Source organism: Stenotrophomonas sp. SORGH_AS_0282, assembly GCF_030818125.1.
Classification (GTDB): domain Bacteria; phylum Pseudomonadota; class Gammaproteobacteria; order Xanthomonadales; family Xanthomonadaceae; genus Stenotrophomonas; species Stenotrophomonas rhizophila_A.
This window is the reverse complement of record NZ_JAUTAB010000001.1, coordinates 473786-491692: the sequence shown is the minus strand read 5'-3', so window position 1 is coordinate 491692 and position 17907 is coordinate 473786. Positions and strand designations below refer to the sequence as shown.

16 protein-coding genes, 1 tRNA gene and 1 pseudogene are annotated in these 17907 nt (G+C 67.7%); 10 read left to right on the top strand and 8 right to left on the bottom strand.

Annotated elements, in window-relative coordinates; all coding sequences use genetic code 11:
- Positions 1-8: 8 nt before the first annotated feature.
- The 4 genes from QE395_RS02090 to QE395_RS02075 all read left to right on the top strand — a co-directional run bounded on the left by QE395_RS02090 (position 9) and on the right by QE395_RS02075 (position 2247).
- Positions 9-251, top strand: a complete 243-nt coding sequence (locus QE395_RS02090) for a hypothetical protein (protein ID WP_306987418.1) — start codon at positions 9-11, stop codon at positions 249-251.
- A 130-nt stretch (positions 252-381) separates the two neighbouring features.
- On the top strand, positions 382-861 hold the full coding sequence (locus QE395_RS02085) for a carboxymuconolactone decarboxylase family protein (protein WP_306987417.1): 480 nt from the start codon (positions 382-384) through the stop codon (positions 859-861).
- Positions 862-872: 11 nt separating this feature from the next.
- Positions 873-1280 carry a cupin domain-containing protein gene (locus QE395_RS02080; protein WP_306987416.1) on the top strand — a complete coding sequence of 136 codons (408 nt, stop codon included), beginning with the start codon at positions 873-875 and terminating at the stop codon, positions 1278-1280.
- 79 nt (positions 1281-1359) lie between these two features.
- Positions 1360-2247, top strand: a complete 888-nt coding sequence (locus QE395_RS02075; RefSeq protein ID WP_306987415.1) for an RNA polymerase sigma-70 factor — start codon at positions 1360-1362, stop codon at positions 2245-2247.
- 241 nt (positions 2248-2488) lie between these two features.
- On the opposite strand, the pseudogene QE395_RS02070 reads toward QE395_RS02075, so the two are convergent.
- From QE395_RS02070 to dtd, 4 genes and pseudogenes are all read right to left on the bottom strand, one after another.
- Positions 2489-2770 (bottom strand): annotated as a pseudogene (locus QE395_RS02070) (M23 family peptidase); the annotation flags it as partial.
- Positions 2771-3218: 448 nt separating this feature from the next.
- A tRNA-Ile gene (locus tag QE395_RS02065) sits at positions 3219-3294 on the bottom strand.
- Positions 3295-3681: 387 nt separating this feature from the next.
- A complete protein-coding gene (gene rpoD, locus QE395_RS02060) occupies positions 3682-5532 on the bottom strand; it encodes an RNA polymerase sigma factor RpoD (protein ID WP_068854157.1) in 1851 nt (616 codons plus the stop codon).
- A gap of 89 nt (positions 5533-5621) precedes the next feature.
- A complete protein-coding gene (gene dtd, locus QE395_RS02055; RefSeq protein ID WP_068854158.1) occupies positions 5622-6062 on the bottom strand; it encodes a D-aminoacyl-tRNA deacylase in 441 nt (146 codons plus the stop codon).
- 73 nt (positions 6063-6135) lie between these two features.
- On the opposite strand from dtd, the gene QE395_RS02050 reads away from it, so the two are divergent.
- The 4 genes from QE395_RS02050 (at position 6136) to QE395_RS02035 (ending at position 10390) form a co-directional block, all read left to right on the top strand.
- Positions 6136-7053 carry a lauroyl acyltransferase gene (locus tag QE395_RS02050; protein ID WP_095363036.1) on the top strand — a complete coding sequence of 306 codons (918 nt, stop codon included), beginning with the start codon at positions 6136-6138 and terminating at the stop codon, positions 7051-7053.
- 65 nt (positions 7054-7118) lie between these two features.
- Positions 7119-8255 (top strand): GTP cyclohydrolase II RibA, encoded by a 1137-nt coding sequence (gene ribA, locus QE395_RS02045; RefSeq protein WP_217537991.1) that lies wholly within the window; start codon positions 7119-7121, stop codon positions 8253-8255.
- Positions 8256-8342: 87 nt separating this feature from the next.
- The gene (locus QE395_RS02040; RefSeq protein WP_245356735.1) at positions 8343-8864 is read left to right on the top strand and encodes a PH domain-containing protein; all 522 of its coding nucleotides are present in this window, start codon (positions 8343-8345) and stop codon (positions 8862-8864) included.
- Positions 8861-10390: a PH domain-containing protein gene (locus tag QE395_RS02035; RefSeq protein ID WP_306987413.1), complete on the top strand. Its 1530-nt coding sequence runs from the start codon at positions 8861-8863 to the stop codon at positions 10388-10390. The genes QE395_RS02040 and QE395_RS02035 overlap by 4 nt, the downstream gene beginning before the upstream one ends.
- Before the next feature lie 3 nt (positions 10391-10393).
- On the opposite strand, the gene QE395_RS02030 is transcribed toward QE395_RS02035, so the two are convergent.
- On the bottom strand, positions 10394-11452 hold the full coding sequence (locus QE395_RS02030; RefSeq protein WP_249834393.1) for a CDP-glycerol glycerophosphotransferase: 1059 nt from the start codon (positions 11450-11452) through the stop codon (positions 10394-10396).
- On the opposite strand from QE395_RS02030, the gene QE395_RS02025 reads away from it, so the two are divergent.
- Together QE395_RS02025 and QE395_RS02020 are read left to right on the top strand one after the other, a co-directional pair.
- Positions 11451-12272 (top strand): glycosyltransferase family 2 protein, encoded by an 822-nt coding sequence (locus QE395_RS02025; protein ID WP_249833177.1) that lies wholly within the window; start codon positions 11451-11453, stop codon positions 12270-12272. The genes QE395_RS02030 and QE395_RS02025 overlap by 2 nt on opposite strands.
- A gap of 44 nt (positions 12273-12316) precedes the next feature.
- Positions 12317-13444, top strand: a complete 1128-nt coding sequence (locus QE395_RS02020; RefSeq protein WP_249833178.1) for a glycosyltransferase — start codon at positions 12317-12319, stop codon at positions 13442-13444.
- Positions 13445-13453: 9 nt separating this feature from the next.
- Here the strand turns inward: QE395_RS02020 and QE395_RS02015 are convergent, their stop codons facing one another.
- The 3 genes from QE395_RS02015 to rsmB form a co-directional block, all read right to left on the bottom strand.
- Complete coding sequence (locus QE395_RS02015) at positions 13454-14746, bottom strand: O-antigen ligase family protein (protein ID WP_306987412.1); 1293 nt, start codon at positions 14744-14746, stop codon at positions 13454-13456.
- A 70-nt stretch (positions 14747-14816) separates the two neighbouring features.
- Positions 14817-16541, bottom strand: coding sequence for a glycosyltransferase family 39 protein (locus QE395_RS02010; protein ID WP_306987410.1), 1725 nt, complete (start codon positions 16539-16541; stop codon positions 14817-14819).
- Positions 16542-16565: 24 nt separating this feature from the next.
- Positions 16566-17906, bottom strand: coding sequence for a 16S rRNA (cytosine(967)-C(5))-methyltransferase RsmB (gene rsmB / locus QE395_RS02005; protein WP_249833181.1), 1341 nt, complete (start codon positions 17904-17906; stop codon positions 16566-16568).
- Position 17907: the final 1 nt, after the last annotated feature.

Here is a 17907-nt window from a genome sequence, read left to right as displayed (position 1 = left end):
AGACAGGCATGGGCAGCGTCCAGACGCTGGCAGCAATCGGCTGCAGACAGTCCGAACAGGGGCATGAGCGCTTCGATGGGTTTTCCGGCCACGTCATGCAGCAACTGCAGCAGGCGCGCGTCGGCCGGCAGGGCTTCCAGCGCCGACAGGAACGTCGTCCACACCTGTTCTACGGGTCGCGGCGGGCCTGCGGCATCGGTGGAATTCAGGGTTCTCATACCTGGCAGACGGACCAGCGCGATGCGCTGTGACAGCCCGACCCCCATCTGGATTGGTGCATTGCGCTCAACACCGTGGGTCCGCCGCGCCGGCTACCGTGCCTGCGGCGCGGCGCTTAGCCTGCAGCCTCGTATTTCCCCCTCCGCTGCCAGGATCACGACCATGACCGAACGCCTCGACTACCAGAAGCAAGCTCCCGCCCTGTTCAAGAAGTTGCTGGACTACAGCATGGCCGCGCACGCCGGCGCGATTGAAGAGCCGATCCAGGACCTGATAGCCATCCGCGCGTCGCAGCTCAATGGCTGTGGCTTCTGCGTGGACATGCATGTCAAGCAGGCCACGCTGCACGGCGAGCGCCCGCTGCGCCTGCACCACCTAGCGGTGTGGCGCGAATCCCCCCTGTTCAGTCCGCGCGAGCGCGCAGCGCTGGCCTGGACCGAAGTGCTGACCCAGTTGCCGCCGCAGGGCGTACCGGACGAACTGTACGAGCGGGTGCGGGGCCAGCTGTCCGAGCAGGATGTGCTGGACCTCACCCATGCGGTGATGGGCATCAACGCCTGGAACCGCATCAACATCGCCTTCCGCAGCGAGCCGGGCTCGCGCGACAAGGCCTGGGGCGTGGACAAGGCCGACCTCAACTGACGGAGACACCCATGCGCACTCTGCTCTGCTTCCTGCTGCTGGCCGTGGCCAGCCCTGCCGTCCATGCCGCCACGCCTCCCCTTGCAGCACCCGAACCGGTGGTGACTGCTGTGATGAGCAAGCCCCTGCCCGAGTACCCGGGCAAGGAGGCCTTGGTCCTCACCGTGGAGTATCCGCCTGGCGGCGCCGACCCGGTGCACCGACACGACGCGCATGGGTTTGTCTACGTATTGGAAGGCCATATCGTGATGGGTGTGGCCGGTGGACGCGAAGTTTCCCTTGGCCCTGGCGAAGCTTTCCACGAAGGTCCAAAGGATCTGCATACCGTAGGCCGCAACGCCAGCAGTACCGAACCGGCGCGATTCGTGGTGTTCCTGATCAAGGACGCCGGCAAACCCGCCGTACTTGCCCCGCACTGAGCGCAGTGCGGGACGCCACCGCAGCCGTGCCACTCTCCCGGCACTGTTGCGGTGGCCCCTGCTCGTGTTGAATGCCGCAATGGACACCTTCCCCGACCTGTTCACATCATTACGTCCGCGCGTGCTCGGCGTGGCCTACCGCATGCTCGGCTCCATGGCCGAGGCCGAAGATGTCGCGCAGGAGGTGTGGCTGCGCTGGAACGGGACCGACCGCGCCGCAATCGAGAATGCCGAGGCCTGGCTGGTGGCCACCGCCACCCGCATCGCGATCGACGAACTGCGCATGGCACGGCGCAGCCGCGAGCACTACGTCGGCATCTGGCTTCCCGAGCCGGTACCCACCGAACATTCGGACACGCCCGAACGCTTGCATGAGGCCGCGAGTGATCTTTCGGTTGCATTCCTAGCGGTGCTGGAACGGCTGGCACCGGAAGCGCGTGCCGCCTTCCTACTGCACGATGTTTTTGACTGCGGCTACCCTGAAATCGCCCGGATCCTGGAAAAGAGCGAAGCGGCCTGCCGTCAGACCGTGCATCGCGCGCGTATCCGCCTGCGCGATGCACGCCCGTTGTATGTGGTGCCACACCATACCCACCAGCAACTGCTGCGGGCTTTCGCCGACGCGCTGGACAAAGCCGACCTGAAGTCGATGATGGCGCTGATGCACAGCTCAGCCGAGCTGATCGGTGACGGGGGCGGCATTGTCAGCAGTCTCCCCAAGCCGATGGTGGGCGGTGCCCGCATCGCCCAGCTGTTGCTCGCACCCACCCTCCGGCGGCGCGCCGAGCTACGCATGGTGCCGGCGCTATTCAACGGCCGCTTGGGGCTGCTGCGCTTTTTCGACGAACACCTGGAATCGGCGATGTCATTCGACACCGACGGCGAGCGCATCACCCAGATCCTGGTGCAGCGCAACCCGGAAAAGCTTGCGCGGATGGCGGCGAATCAGCCGCTGGCGCTGCGTTGAGCAGCGCCAGCTCGGGTCGATGCAGCGACGATTTTCGCGGTCATGCGCACGTGTCCGGGTCTGCAAGCAAGGGGGTAGCGCAAGCTGGACCGCGTGCTCGATCTGCGCGAAGGGAGGCCGCACGCGCTGGCTCACGACCCGGTCTGAACTGTTCGCTGAACTGGTTGGCAGGGCGTGGCGGTGGCCAAGTCCCTGCGGAAACCGGACCCACACACGGTGGGGCACCTACCGTGGCGCAGTAGCCCAGCACACTGCCTTCGCTGACCGCCTCGCCCTCGGCCAGGCCTTCGCGCCAGTCTTCAAGATGCGCGTAGTAGTAGCGTTCGTGCGCTGGGCCCACCACGCCGAACCTGCCGGCCACCCAGCCCCCTGTCACGAGCGGCAGCGACCGCGCGCGGACCAATGCTGCGTACCGGCGTGTCGCGTTTGGCACAGATATCGATCCGGCCTGGAAACGGTCGCGGCCACGCGGAGCACTGAACGCGTCGGCAATGCCGCGCGCCGCCACGCCTTCCACCGGAAGCAGCGCACCCTGTACACGTCATCGGCGATTTCCGCGTGCGGCCATGAGCCGCCTCTTCATAAGGGGCGCGTCAGGTGAATCGCCCAGGGTTTTGCAGACCATCGTCAGCCGTGTAGTGCGTACTGCCTATCGAACTCTACCGGGGACAGCCCGTCGTTTGGTGCACATTGTTAGGCCTGTCATCGTAGGCCGGCCAACAGGCAGCACCATCATCACTTGGATCCCCTTGAACCCAACTCTCGCATAGCCGGTACTCGGGCACTCCAGCATAAGTTGGCCGCACCTGGAAAAATCATCACTTGCGGCACATAAGCCCTTGAATCGCTTAGGTGGGCCTGCTTAGAGAGGCCTCAAACCGGCCAAGTTGTGCTTTACGCTCCAGTAAAAGTTGGCCAAAACGGCCAACTTATGCTTTCGCCCACACAACATCGCTATCAGCGCTCGGATGTGGTGGGCCCACCAGGATTCGAACCTGGAACCAAAGGATTATGAGTCCTCTGCTCTAACCGTTGAGCTATAGGCCCTACGCGGTTGCACAGTGTAGTGGAGGCGAAGCGGGGGTTGCTACTGGGGACGGGCTGAAGCAGGGTGTGCTATGCCCTACTCCAGTGCCTTTCGCGGGCGTTCGGGCCCGTGTCACGCTTGAGGTAGCCAGTGCTACATGGCGCCACTGGCCTGATCAGCGCGGCAAGGCGCCGGGGTGGGCAAGAGCGATCTTCGGTTGGGGCCATGCGTTACCGTGCCGATGAGCGAGGTCGGCGGTCGTTTGGGAACCGACCCTACCCGCCCCCAGCATTATGTGTGCCAGCGTCCGGCGCGATGCGGCGGAGCCCGATCCGTCCGTCGCTGGCGGCAACCCATGAAAAAACCCCGCCGAAGCGGGGTTTTTTCATTTGCGCGACTACCTGGAATCAATCGATGTCCAGGAAGCTGCGCAGCTGCTCGGAGCGGCTTGGGTGGCGCAGCTTGCGCAGCGCCTTGGCTTCGATCTGGCGGATGCGCTCGCGGGTGACGTCGAACTGCTTACCCACTTCTTCCAGGGTGTGGTCGGTGTTCATGTCGATGCCGAAGCGCATGCGCAGCACCTTGGCTTCCCTCGGGGTGAGGCCAGCCAGCACGTCACGCACGGTTTCCGACAGGTTGATGTTGGTGGTGTTCTCGATCGGGGACTCCACGTTGGTGTCCTCGATGAAGTCGCCCAGATGGGAATCCTCGTCGTCGCCGATCGGGGTTTCCATCGAGATCGGCTCCTTGGCGATCTTCATCACCTTGCGGATCTTGTCTTCCGGCATGTCCATTTCCTTGGCCAGCTCCTCCGGCGTGGCCTCGCGGCCGTACTGCTGGAGCATCTGGCGGGAAATGCGGTTCAACTTGTTGATCGTTTCGATCATGTGCACCGGAATACGGATGGTGCGCGCCTGGTCGGCGATCGAACGGGTGATGGCCTGGCGGATCCACCAGGTCGCATACGTGGAGAACTTGTAGCCGCGGCGGTACTCGAACTTGTCCACGGCCTTCATCAGGCCGATGTTGCCTTCCTGGATCAGGTCGAGGAACTGCAGGCCGCGGTTGGTGTACTTCTTGGCGATGGAGATCACCAGGCGCAGGTTGGCTTCGACCATTTCCTTCTTGGCCTTGCGCGCCTTGGCTTCGCCGTAGGCCATGGCCCGGCTGATTTCCTTCAGCTCTTCCAGCTCCAGCGAGGTGTTCTTCTCGATGTCGATGGTGGCCTGCTGCTCGGCAATGATCTGGTCCTTGACGTCACGCAGGGCCGAGGACCACTTCTGCTTGCGCTTCAGTGCGTCTTCCACCCACTCCAGGTTGGTCTGGTTGCCTTCCCAGGAACGGATGAAGTCCTTGCGCGGCATGCGGGCGGTCACGGTGGCCAGGTTCAGCACGCGGCGCTCGTGGCCCTTGATGTCGGCCATCACGTCGCGCAGCTGCTTGACCAGCACGTCGGTCAGCGGCAACGGCAGCTTCAGGGTGACGAACACGGCGGCCATGTCGTCGCGCAGCTTGGTCAGCGGCTTGCGGTCGGCCTTGGTCGCCGCCTTCTTGAAGGCAGCGTAGGCAGCAGCCAGCTCGGCCATGCGGCGGGCGACTTCTTCCGGGTCCGGACCGGTCGGGCCGGCTTCTTCTTCGACGTCGTCGCCGTCTTCTTCGTCTTCGTCGGCGTCCGCATCAGCGTCGTCGCTGGTGTCTTCAGCCACGACCGGGGCCGGGACTTCTTCCACCAGGTCGTTGAAGCCGACGATCACTTCGGCCAGGCGCTTCTTGCCTTCCTTGTGCGCTTCGTAATCGGCCAGCAGCGATTCCACCGACACCGGGAAGGTGCCGAGTGCAGCCTGAACCTGGCCCAGGCCTTCTTCGATGCGCTTGGCGATGGCGATTTCGCCTTCGCGGGTCAGCAGCTCCACGGTACCCATTTCGCGCATGTACATGCGCACCGGGTCGGTGGTGCGGCCACCTTCGGTGTCGAGTGCGCTCAGTGCGGCGGCAGCTTCTTCGGCCGCGGTGTCATCGACTTCGCGGTTACCGGTGTTGCCGTCGTTGAGCAGCAGGGTTTCGGCATCGGGCGCAACTTCATGGACATCAATGCCCATGCCGTTGATCATGCCGATGATGTCTTCGATCTGCTCCGGGTCGACAATGTCGTCGGGCAGGTGGTCATTGACTTCGGCGTAGGTCAGGTAGCCCTGTTCCAGGCCCTTGCTGATCAGAAGCTTGATGTCGTTTTGCTGGGCAGGACGTTCGTTGGCCATGTAGTGCTCGCGCCACCGGCAGGGATAGGGAATAGAACCTAGCATTATACCAGCCCAGCGCCCCTCGGGCCCGGGCGGTGGTCCCGGGGTCAGGGTCTGAGCAGGAAGGTCACCGGACCATCGTTGATCAGGCTGACAACCATATGGGCGCCAAACTGACCGGTTTCCACCCCTGAAACGTGCTTTTGACGACAGATCTCCACCAATCTGTTGAATCCACGTTCAGCCTCGTCAGGCGGCGCGGCGGTACTGAAGCCCGGGCGCATCCCGCTGGCCGTGTCTGCCGCGAGGGTGAACTGGCTCACCAGCAGCAGGCCGCCCCCTGTCTCCCCCAGGGATCGGTTCATTTTCCCGCTCTCATCTGCAAACACACGGTAACCAAGCAGGCGATCGGCCATCCGCCGGATCTGGGCCTCGGTATCGCCCGGCTCCATCCCCACCAGGGCCAGCAGGCCCGGGCCGATCTGGCCGACCACGGCGTGGTCCACGCTGACGCTGGCCTGGGTAACGCGCTGGATGAGGACGAGCATGGTGGGGCTTTCCAGGATGAACAAGCGGCCTACCTTAGGGGTTGAGCGCCTGCACCGGCTAGACTTTGCCCCGATGAAACCGCAAACCACCGCCCGCCTGGCCTACCGCGCCGCCGCTTTGTTCACCCGCCTGCCCTGGTCCTGGCTGCGCGGCTTTGCCCATGGCCTGGCCGGGCTCTGGATCGCCCTGAATGCCCGCGAGAGCCGGGTGACCCGGCGCAACCTGGAGCTGGCGTACCCCGAGCTGTCGGCCGAGGACCGCGCCGCCCTGCACAAGGCGGTGCTGCGCTCGACCGCGCTGCAGGCGGTGGAGACCCTGCGCCTGTGGACGCGCCCGCGCGACCGGAACCTGGCCCTGCTCACCGAACGCCATGGCGAGGCGCTGTACGACGCTGCCCTGGCCAGCGGCAAGGGCGTGATCGTGGCCGCCCCGCACTACGGCAACTGGGAGCTGCTCAACCAGTGGCTGGCCTCGCGCGGGCCGATCGCCATCGTCTACAAGGCGCCGGATGAAGCGGTGGGCGATGAATTCCTGCAGCTGGTCCGGGGCGGCAGCAACGTGCAGCAGGTCCGGGCCGAAGGGCCGGCGGTGCGCCAGTTGTTCAAGGTGCTCAAGGACGGCGGCGCCACCGGCATCCTGCCGGACCAGCAACCCAAGGCCGGCGATGGCGTGTTCGCCCCGTTCTTCGGGGTGGAAGCGCTGACCATGACCCTGGTCAACCGGCTGGCCGAGCGCACCGGGGCCACGGTGCTGTACGGGTGGTGCGAACGCACCGGGCCGGGCATGCAGTTCGCCCTGCACATCACGCCGGCTGACGCCGCCGTGGCCGATCCTGACCCGCGCACGGCCGCCAGTGCGCTCAATGCCGGCATCGAGGCGATTGCCCGCCGCGATCCGGCCCAGTACCAGTGGACCTACAAGCGTTACACGCTGCGCCCGCCGCACAGCGACGAAGTGGACCCGTACGCCACCGACCGACATCCGCACTGAGCGCGACGCTGCGTCGCACCGGCCACGATTGAATCGGCGCCTTCCGACCCCACTGTGAAACCACGATGTCCCCCACGGCCCCTGCCATGTCCCCAGTTGCTTCTTCCCCGTTCGGCGATCCGGCCGCGATCCGCTGCGAGCGCGCGGTGGCCGAACTGCGTGCCGGCCGCCCGGTGGTGATCGATGACGGCCACGGCCAGCGCCTGGCCTTCATCGCCCTGGACAGCAGTACGCGCAGCAGCTACACCGCCTTTGCCGGGGTGGCCGCCGGGCAGCATTACCTGTTCCTGACCGCTACCCGCGCGCGGGTGCTGGGGGTGGCCGCCGAAGACGGCGCACGCGTCCCGCTGGCCGGGGTCGACTTTGATGCACTGCCCTCGCTGAGCTACCTGCGCGATGCCGAGCCGATGCCGGCCGGCTGGACCGCCGGGCAGGCCTTGGATGAGGGCGCGGTGGAAATCGCCCGGCTGGGCCTGCTGCTGCCGGCCATGGTGGGGGTACTGCTGGCCCCGGGCGATGCCCGCTTCGACAGCTGCGCGCAGGTATCGCTGTGCGACCTGGCCCAGGGCGCCGAGCAGGCCGCGCACGCCTATGAACTGGTGGCACGCTCGCCGGTACCGCTGCGCGAAGTGGGCATGACCGAATTTGCGGTGTTCCGCGGCGGCGTGGCCCAGCGCGACCAGGTGGCGATCATCGTGGGCAACCCCGATCTTGCCGGCGTGGTACCGGTGCGCGTGCATTCCTCGTGCCTGACCGGCGATCTGTTCGGATCGCTCAAGTGCGACTGCGGCGACCAGCTGCGGCGCGGGCTGCGCAAGCTCAAGGAACTGGGCGGTGGGGTGCTGCTGTACCTGGACCAGGAAGGCCGCGGCACCGGCATTGCCGCCAAGATGCGCGCCTATGGCTACCAGCACGATGGGCTGGATACGATCGATGCCGATGCACAGCTGGGCTTCGGCGCCGACGAGCGCCGCTATGGCAGCGCGGTGGCGATGCTGCAGGGCCTGGGCGTACAGCGCGTACAGCTGCTCAGCAACAACCCGACCAAGGCCCAGCGCCTGCGCCATGCCGGGATCGAGGTGGTGGACTGTGTGCCGGTGACCGGCGACATCACCGCCGAAAACGAGCACTACCTGCGCACCAAGGCCGAACGCGCCGGCCACCTGCTGGACGTGGATGCACTGATCCAGGCCGCGCAATAGCCCGCGCCAACCTGCTACCGTCTGCGCGACGGGCGCAGCCGACCTGATGTGGACGCCCGGCATGTTTCCTCCTGCCGAGCGCTTGCCTTGTCCGACCCGTCCCCTGCCCCGCTGCCGTCCCCGCCCCCCCTGCCCGACCAGGGCACGTGGCAGCCGCTGCCGCTGCGCGCGGCCACCATCGCCGGCGTGGCCGGTGCCATCACCGGTGCAATCTTCATCGGCGGCGTGCTCGGCACGCTGTGGGTGGTCTTCGACCTGCCGATGCGCTGGATCGCGGGACCGGCCATGCTGCTTCCCGGCGCGCTGATCGGCGGCGTCTTCGGCTTCCGCCGGCAGCGCCGCACGTGGTGGCGGCTGGATGCGCAGGGGCTGGGCGTGCGCCGTGACCTGATGTGGCAGTTGGAGACCCGGGTGCCGCTGTCGCGCGTGCAGCACCTGGACCTGCGCCGTGGCCCGATCGAACGCACCGCGCGGCTGTCCACCCTGGTGGTGCATACCGCCGGCAGCCGTTTCAGTGCGGTGTCGCTGGCCGGGCTGGACCAGGCCGATGCCGAGCACCTGCGCGATACGCTGGGGCGCCAGCTGGACCAGGACGATGACGCCCTGTGAGCACGCCCCTGGCTGACGACGGCGCCCCCGACCAGCGCCTGCATCCATGGTCGTGGCTGTTCGTGCTGCTGATGCAGCTGCGCCAGTTCCTGCTGCCGCTGGTAGCGCTGGTGGTGTTCGGTGGCCGCGGCGACAGTGACGAGGAGGAGATGTGGTCCAACCTGGCCGCGCTGGTGGTGATCGTGGTGCTGGTGGCCGTTTCCATCCTGCAGTACCTCACCTTCCATTACCGGATCGGCCGCGATGCGATCAGCGTGCGCAGCGGCGTGATCTCACGCAACCGGCGCGAGATTCCCTTCGCACGCATCCACAACGTGGTGGTGCACCAGAATCCGTTGCACCGGCTGTTCGGCGTGGCCGAACTGCGCCTGGAATCGGCCGGCGGGAATCGGCCGGAAGCGGAAATGCGCGTGCTCAAGCTGGACCAGGCGCTGGCGCTGGAGCAGCTGGTGCGCCAGCGCGGGCAGCAGCAGGTGGCCAGCGGGGATACGACGGCGGTGCAAACCCCCGACGTCCCGGCCGAAGATGTCCTGCTGCAGCTGGGTACCGCCGATGTGGTGCGCGTCGGGCTGTTGTCCAATCGCGGCTGGGTGGTGGTGCTGGCCGCTATCGGTGCGTCGTACCAGCTGTTCCCGCGCGGCGCGGTCGACGACGCCATTGAACACGGTGGCCGCCAGGCGTTCGGCTATGCCAGCTCCCTGCACCCGGCCACCTGGGTCTGGGTGGTGGCGGCACTGGTAATGGTGATCGGCTTCTGGGCACTGCTGCGGGTGTTCTCCGTGGCAGTGGCGCTGCTGCGCTATCACGGCTTCCGGCTGACCGAACACGAGCGCCGCCTCACCGTGGCCAGCGGCCTGCTCACGCGTATGCGCACCAGTGTGGCGCGCCGGCGGATCCAGGCCTGGACGCTGCGCGAAACCGCGCTGCAGCGCTGGTTCAATCGCCGCCACCTGCGCATCGATATCGCCGCAGGTGTATCCACCGATGGCGAACGCCGCGACCTGCGCGAACTGGCGCCGCTGGCTACGCCCGAGGCCTGCAACACGCTGGTGCAGCACCTTCTGCCGCAGCTGCAGTGGCCACCGGCGCAGTGGCGGCCGGTGCCGCTGCGCGGCTGGTGGCGGTTGTGCCTGCCGGCGCTGGTGATCGTGCCGCTGCTGGCGGCCGGTGCCGTGTGGGAAGTGGGGCCGTGGGGCGCGCTGGTGCTGGCGTGGCTGCCGTGGTCGGCGCTGCGCGCACATCGCACCATGGCGCATATGGGCTGGCACCTGGATGCGCGTTACGTGGCCGTGCGCGGTGGCTGGTGGCAGCGCTGGTGGCGGTTTGCCGAGCTGGACAAGCTGCAGGCGCTGCGGCTGGGCCGCTCGCCGCTGGACCGGTGGCTGGGCACGTCCAGCGTATGGCTGGATACGGCGGGGGCAAGCGGCAGCATCGCGTTGTGCCTGCGGTATCTGCCGGAAGCCGAGGCGCGGGCGGTGTTTGAACAGCTCAATGCTGCGTTCGTGAAGCGCCGCCCGTATCGGTAACCGTTACCGCTTGGAGGGGCCCCAATAACCCAGGTCCCTGCGGATCTGCAGGCCGCGCGTCCACGCGCCGAACGGCTTGCGCTTCAGGATACCCATCTCGCCTGCCAGGAAATCCTCGGTGGCGGCGATCACGCGCTCGCTGGAGCGGCCGTCTCGCCACGGGTGGATGTCGTCGGCGTAGCGGCGGATCTCCGCCATCAACGCCGGCTCCGGGTGCAGCGCGCGTGCCAGCATCGGCGGCAGCTGGGCCGGATCGTCGAAGTCGATCATGTGCGGCTGCGGGACGCGGTTGCGGAAGGTCACCACCGGTTTGTGCTGCACCACGAACTCGGAGACGATCGAGGAGGTGTCCGACACCAGCACATCGGCGGCGCGCTGCGCGGCCATCACCTGCTCCGGTTCGATGAAGGCGGCGTTGGCGCCGGCCAGTGCGCGGTAGCGCGCGAACAACTCCGGCGGGCACTTGGGGTGCAGGGTCAGCAGCCAGTAATGGCCGCCCCGTGCGATGTCCCCGGCGATCTGCTCGTAGAGGTGCGGGGCCGCACTGAGGCGCTCGGTGAAGGTGGAGCCGAACAGGATCACCGGCCGCCCCTGCGCGGGCGCGCGCAGCGCTGCACTGGCGCCGCCGTCGTCCAGGAACAGCGGGTCGAGCTTGGGCCAGCCGGTCTCGGCTACCGCGAAGTGGCCCTCACGTGCGGCCAGCTCGCGGAACGGGGTGGTGGTGGCCGGGCCCTGGGTGCAGTACAGGTCGAACAGCCCCCGCACGCGGAAGTGGCCACGGGCGCTGTCGCGCTTCTGCACGTTGAAGCCATGGAAGACCTGCACCTTGGCCCCGGCAATGAACGGCGGCACCCAGTTGGCCGCGCTGAACACCGCGCGCGGGCGCAGCGCCAGCGCCTGCTGCAGGCCAACGTTGGGCACGCCTGGCAGGCTCGCCCCGGCCGCTCCGTCGGCAAACCACGCCGACACCGATTGACCGGAGGCGTGCAACGCCTGGGCCAACGGGGCGAGAATAGGCAACGCATAGCGTTCCGTCGCAAACAGCAGGTACTCGGCCATCATGTCCTCCACGACCGCTCCCGTTGAACGGCCTCGCATCTCGGCCTGCATTATCGCGTTCAATGAAGCCGACCGCATCGGCGACTGCCTGGCCTCGCTGGCCTTCTGCGATGAGGTCATCGTGGTGGACTCGTACTCCACCGATGCCACGGTGGCCATCGCCACGGCCGCCGGGGCGCGGGTGCTGCAACGCCCGTTCGACGGCTTCCGCAGCCAGAAGGCATTCTGCGTGGCGCAGGCCGCGCACGACTGGGTGCTCTGCCTGGATGCCGACGAGCGCATCAGCGATGACCTGCGCGCCGCGATCCTCGCCGCCCAGGCGGTGGGCTTCACCGGCCCCCATGGCTACCGCTTTGCCCGGCTTTCCGAGTACTTCGGCAAGTTCCTGCGCCATGGCAATGCCTACCCGGACCGGGTGCTGCGGCTGTTCGACCGCCGCCACGGCGGCTGGCGCGGCAAGCGCGAGATCCACGAAGCAGCCAGTGTCGATGGCAGCGTGGGCACCCTGCGCGGCGACCTCATCCACTACCCCTACCGCTCACTGGAACAGCAGCTGGCCAAGACCCAGCGCTATGCGCGGATGATGGCCGAGCACGAGTTCGCGCGCGGCAAGCGCGCCACGCTGGCCAAGCTGGTGCTCGCCCCGGCGTGGCGTTTCTGGCGGGGGCTGCTGCTGCGCGGCGGTTTCCGCGATGGCTGGCATGGCCTGGTGTATGCCTACGTGCGCGCCAACTACGTGCGGCAGAAGACCATCATGCTGTGGATGCTGCAGCACGGGCAGCCGGTCAGCGATCCGCCACGGGACGTTGGCGACACTCCCTGAACACGGGTATGTCAGACTTTGGGGGCGTATTACCGAAGGCCCCCATGAAGATCCTCTACACCAACTTCCACGCCGGTGATGGCGGTGGGCACACCACCTACCTGGCGTCGCTGGCGCGCGCACTGTCGCCGCGCCATCAGCTGTTCATGGCCGCACCCGCCGGCAGCCGGGTGCTGCGGGTAGTGCGCCAGGAGCGCATCGCCGAGCCGGTGGAGATCGCCTTCAGCAGCGGCCTGGCCACGCTGGGGCGGCAATGGGCTGACCTGCGCACGCTGCGCGGGCTGATCCGCGAGCACGCCATCGATATCGTGCACGCCAACGGCGCGCGCGATCACCGCGTGGTGATGGAGGCGGTGGCGGGGTTGCCGAAGCGGCCCAAGCTGGTGTTCACCAAGCACAACAGCAAATCCAGCAACACCTTCGGCAATGCCGTGCGTGCACGCTGGGGCACCGACCGGGTGATCGCCGTGTCCGAACACACCCGGCAGATGCTGCTGGACAGCCCGTACCGGCGCTGCCCGATCGACGTGGTGCGCAATGGGGTGGACCTGCAGCGCTTTTCGCCGGTTGCGCCCGCCGATGGCGCGGCCCTGCGCGCGCGCTGGACCCTCGACCCGGATGCGCTGGTGCTGGTGAGCAACGCCGGCACCGATGGCCACAAGGGCTGGATCGACCTGGCCCGCGCCATCGCCACCCTGCCCGAACCGCTGCGCGGCAAGGTGCACATGGCCGTGGCCGGACGCGAGCCCGACCCGCAACTGGTGGCGGAAGTGGAACAGCTTGGCGTAACCGGGCAGGTGCATTTTGCCGGGCTGCTGGAAGACATCCGCCCGTTCGTGGCCAGCGGCGATGCGGGCTTCGTGCTGTCCTACGACGTGGAAACCATCTCGTTTGCCTGCCGCGAAATGATGGCGATGGGCAAGCCGGTGATGGTCAGCGATTACGCGGGTTTGCCTGAGAACATCACGCATGGGCACAACGGCTGGATCGTGCCGGTGCGGAACGTGGCCGCCATCGCCGCGCAGGTGGTGGCGCTGTATGAGCTGCGGCAGACATTGCCGGCCGTCGGCCAGGCCGCGCGCGCGCATGCGGTGGAAGCGTTCGGGTTGGAGACGTTCAGTGCGTTGACTGAAGCTTGTTATGTGGCGGTGTTGGGTGGGGCAGCCGACTAACAGTCGGCTCTACACGTCGGTTGGGGTGCGCAGGCGCAGGGGGTCGGACAGGGCCAGGAAGAAGGCGATCCAGGTGGCGTAGAACGAGGCGGTGCGCATGTCGCGGAACATCATTTCGGTCAGGCCGAACACCGCAAAGCCCACGCAGATCATCAGGCCCGCACCGGCGAACAGGCGGGTGGGCCGGTCGGTCACACCCAACCGCAGGCGCCTGGCGAACACCCAGCCCGGCGCGATGTAGAGCAGCACCAGGCCCAACCCGCCCAGCACGCCGTAGGTGGCCAGGAAGTACAGCAGGTCGTTGTGGGTTTCGCCGAAGTCGCGCGCCACGGTCGGGGTGACCTGCTTGGCGTCGGCCAGCTGCGCCAGCTCCTCGCGGAAGCGGTCGCCGCCGCCCACGCCGAACAGCGGCTCGCTGCGGATCATATGGCCGGCCGCGCTCCACAGCTGCAGGCGGATGCATACCGAGGTATCGGAGAGGTGCGCCACCTGGCACTGGTCGAACTCGCTCACGCCAAGGTGGATGCGCTCACGCATCGAGGCATCGCTGGCCACGATGATGCCGGCCAGGCCCAGCAGCAGCGCAGCGGCCAGGACCTTGAAGCGGTTCATGCGGCGACCCTGCACCAGCAGAGCGATGAACAGGAAGAACGGAATGGCCAGCAGGCCGCCACGGGTCTGCGTGGCCAGGAAGGCCCCGATACCGGCGATGCCGCTGACCAGCTTGAGTGCGAATTCGGTGCGGCGGAAGCGGGTGATGCGCAGGCCCAGCAACAGGAAGGCAATCACCGAGAACAACAGGGTCAGGTCGCCGTAGGTGACAGCGTTGAACTGGCGGGTCGCAGGGCGCGCACCGGTACTCAGCACCAGCCAGGCCACGTTGATCACGGCATACCAGATGCCGGCCAGCAGGCCGAACGCGGCATGGACCAGCACAGGGCGTGGCACGCGCAACGCGGCGGCGAGAATCAGGCCCACGGTGAGGAAACGCACCGCCTTTTCGGTTTCCGATCCCTTCCAGATGCCATGCACGGCAAGGCTGGTCAGCACGCCCAGCAGCATCACGCCCATGCCTGCCACCATCCACAGGTACTCGCGGCGATTGTCGCACCAGACGGTGCCGACCGCAGGGCGACGCACCCAGGCCAGCACGATGAAGCTGAGCAGCACCAGCCCGTAATAGCCCGCGCTGCCGCCGTCCATCGTGGACATCAGCAGTACCGGCGACAGGCCAAGCGCGATCGTGAACACCCAGGCCAGGACAGGGTGGACGCCGGCGGTACGGGGAAGCGCGTTGTTCACGTTCAATGCGACTCGGGCGGAGCGGGCGGCATTGTCGCTGATCGGTCGGGAATGATCCATGAGCGCAGGGTCAGTCCTCGCCCTCTTCCTTGCCCTGCTCGCGGCGTATCCGCGCCAGGTCCACGGCACTGGGCTGGCAGGGCCCTGCGAACGCACGCGCCGGTACCAGCCACCAGCCCCGCCGATTGGCCACCCCTACGCGCTCGGCCTGGGCCCGGTCCACGCAGGCGAGCAGTGCGGCCTGCTGCACGAGCAGCCAGCGCCGCTCGGGCGCCTGAGCCTGCCATGCCCGGCCGTCCTGCAGCTGCAGGTACCAGCGCCGCTTGAAGCCGAAGGTGCGCACCGGCCGGTCGGACATGAGCAGGTTCTGTTCCTTCCAGCCCACCAGGCCCAGCTCGGCATCCGGGCCGATGCGCTGGCCCACCTGGTACATCAGCCCGCGCGCCGAACTGGAATCGTTGAACAGCGGGTAGCCCACCAGCCCGTAGGCCACCCATGCCATCGCCAGGAGCGACACCACCGCCAGGTGGAAACGACGCGCACCGCTGAACACCAGGCTGACCACGCCCCAGCTGCCCAGCGCGATGCCGACCCAGCCCAGCGCGGCGGTCACCGAGGTGTCGATGCCGCGCTCAAGGATGAGCTTGCGCTCGAAGCTGGGCTCACCGCCGAGCATGGCCACGCCGATCCCCAGCAGCGCCACGGTAAGCAGGACCGCGAAGCCGCCCAGCACCCATTGCACGTCGCGCCGCCGCAGCAGGCCCGGCAGCAGCGGTGCCAGCGCCAAGCAGAACATCGGCAGCGCCGGCAGGATGTAGACATCGCGCTTGCCGTGCGGAATGGAGAAGAACAGCACGATCAGCAGCCACCAGCCCAGCAGCAGCAGGTAGCGCGGGTCGCGCCGGCGCAGGCGTCGCCACCAGGCGGGAATCGCCCATGGCACCAGCAGGAACGCGGGGATCCACATCGAGGGCATGGTGGCCAGGAAGTACCACCACGGCTGGTGGTGGTCCCAGGACTGCGCATAGCGCTTGGCCGTCTGCCGGAACAGGATGTCGTTCATGTACGCACGGTATTCGGCCGAGCCGCTGCCGGTGGCGGCCAGCACCATCGGCACCAGCCACAGCGCAATGGCGGCCAGGAAGGCCAACGGCCCCACCCAGAACCGCCAGTTGCGCAGGTCGAGCCGGACGCGCGGCCAGCCCATGGCGACGGCGGCCAGCGCCGGCACCAGCATGAACAGCGCCAGCACGCCCACGCCCTTGGTGATCACCCCCAGGCCGGCGGCGAACCAGCCCAGCCACCACCAGCGCCAGGCCGGCCCGCACAGCAGGTGGCGCAGCAGGCCGTAGTTGGCCAAGGTGATGAAGAACACCACGAGGGGGTCGATCTGGGCCTTCTTTGCCTGGAAGGTGAAGTGCACCGCGAACAGCAGCGCCCAGGCGGCGTACAGGCCCACCTTGCGGGTCCACAACCGGCGACCCAGGTCATACACGCAGGCCAGCGTGCCCAGCGACGCCAGCAGGGTGGGCAACAGGAACGCCACCCGCCAGTCGCGCAGCACGGTATAGAGCGCAGCCTGCAGCCACATCAGCATCGGCGGCTTGTCCGAGTACAGCTCGGTACCGCGGTGCGGGAACAACCAGTCCCCGCTCAGCACCATCTGCTTGGCCACCAACGCGAAGCGGGGTTCGTCCGATGGCCAGGGATCGCGCATGCCCAGCCCTGCCCCCAGTACCAGCAGGGCCATCAGCGCAAGCAACCAGAATTCCCGGGATTCGCGTGTTTTCAGCATGGGCGCGATTCTAACGGTGCAGGGTTACCCTTTCTTTAGCAGACGTGCATAGAAGAAGCCGTCAGCACCCTGTTCCCCCGGCAGGCGCTGGCGCCCGGCCCAGGAGTCATGGCCGTAAGCGTCACCCAGTGGCAGGAACCCCGCGCCGCGGGTGCGCTGCAGGAAGGCCTCGACCTGGAACTGGTTTTCCTCGCGCAGGATCGAGCATGTCGCATACAACAGGGTGCCGCCCGGGGCGAGCATGCCGAAGCAGGCATCGAGCAGGCGCGCCTGCAACGCCACCAGCGCCGGAATATCGGTAGCGCGGCGGTGCAGCAGCACGTCCGGCTGGCGGCGGATGATGCCGGTGGCCGAACACGGGGCGTCCAGCAGAATCACGTCGAACGGCTGCCCGTCCCACCAGCTGGCTGGATCGGTGGCATCGGCTGCCCGCACCTGGGCGTGTTCGCCCACGCCGGTGCGCGCAAAGGTCTCACTGATGCGCTTGAGCCGGCGCGCATCGATATCCAGCGCCAGCAGGCGCAGGCTGGGGTCGCGCTCGAGCAGGTGCGCGGATTTGCCGCCCGGGGCCGCGCAGGCATCGAGCACGCGCGCGCCGGTGGGCACGGCCAGCGCATCGGCCACCTGCTGGGCGGACAGGTCCTGCACCGACAGGGCACCGTCGGCGAAGCCGGGCAGCCCCGACACCGCCACTGGTACCGGCAGCCGGATCGCATCGGCGCCCACTTCGCTGGCCTCGGCGGCAATGCCCGCCGCCTCCAGCCGTTCAAGCATCGCCGCGCGACTGCCGTGCTGGCGGTTGACCCGCAGCCACAACGGCGCCGGCTGCAGGCTGGCACTGAAGACAGCGTCAGCCTGCTCTGGCCAGTCCTGTTCGATCTGCTCGGCCATCCACTGCGGGAAGGCCTCACGCGCCGGCAGCGCCGGAATGCCATCGCGCTGGGCGCGGCGCAGCAAGGCGTTGACCATCCCGGCCTGGCGCTCCTTGCCCAGCGCGCGGGCGGCGTCGACCGTGGCCGAAAGTGCGGCATGCGCCGGCAGGTCGAGCGCATCAAGCTGGGCAAAGCCGACCAGCAGCAGCGCGCGCAGCTCGTCCTCGCGCACATTCAGCGGGCGCTGCATCCATTTCGCCAGGGCGGCGTCATAGGCGGTGCGCCGGCGCAGCACGGCAAAGCACAGCGCTTCGAGCAGGGCGCGGTCGCGGCTGTCGTCCAGCGTAGGCAGCGCGGTGGCCAGTTCGGCCTTGAGCGAGCGCCCACGGCCGATCACCTGGGCCAGCACGCGGGCGGCGAGCACGCGGGTGGGTACGCCCGGGGCCAGGCCGGACAGCGCGGGGGACGGTTTATTCTGGCGGGGCTGGGCCATC

Excerpts from the sequence above, each read along its gene's own strand:
- QE395_RS02090 (WP_306987418.1), top strand. The coding sequence starts at position 9 with ATGGGCAGCGTCCAGACGCTGGCAGCAATCGGCTGCAGACAGTCCGAA.
- QE395_RS02085 (WP_306987417.1), top strand. The coding sequence starts at position 382 with ATGACCGAACGCCTCGACTACCAGAAGCAAGCTCCCGCCCTGTTCAAG.
- QE395_RS02025 (WP_249833177.1), top strand. The coding sequence starts at position 11,451 with ATGTCCTCCACGACCGCTCCCGTTGAACGGCCTCGCATCTCGGCCTGC.
- dtd (WP_068854158.1), bottom strand. The coding sequence starts at position 6,062 with ATGCTCGTCCTCATCCAGCGCGTTACCCAGGCCAGCGTCAGCGTGGAC.
- QE395_RS02010 (WP_306987410.1), bottom strand. The coding sequence starts at position 16,541 with ATGCTGAAAACACGCGAATCCCGGGAATTCTGGTTGCTTGCGCTGATG.
- QE395_RS02050 (WP_095363036.1), top strand. The coding sequence starts at position 6,136 with ATGAAACCGCAAACCACCGCCCGCCTGGCCTACCGCGCCGCCGCTTTG.
- rsmB (WP_249833181.1), bottom strand. The coding sequence starts at position 17,906 with ATGGCCCAGCCCCGCCAGAATAAACCGTCCCCCGCGCTGTCCGGCCTG.
- ribA (WP_217537991.1), top strand. The coding sequence starts at position 7,119 with ATGTCCCCCACGGCCCCTGCCATGTCCCCAGTTGCTTCTTCCCCGTTC.
- QE395_RS02075 (WP_306987415.1), top strand. The coding sequence starts at position 1,360 with ATGGACACCTTCCCCGACCTGTTCACATCATTACGTCCGCGCGTGCTC.
- QE395_RS02030 (WP_249834393.1), bottom strand. The coding sequence starts at position 11,452 with ATGATGGCCGAGTACCTGCTGTTTGCGACGGAACGCTATGCGTTGCCT.
- QE395_RS02080 (WP_306987416.1), top strand. The coding sequence starts at position 873 with ATGCGCACTCTGCTCTGCTTCCTGCTGCTGGCCGTGGCCAGCCCTGCC.
- QE395_RS02020 (WP_249833178.1), top strand. The coding sequence starts at position 12,317 with ATGAAGATCCTCTACACCAACTTCCACGCCGGTGATGGCGGTGGGCAC.
- rpoD (WP_068854157.1), bottom strand. The coding sequence starts at position 5,532 with ATGGCCAACGAACGTCCTGCCCAGCAAAACGACATCAAGCTTCTGATC.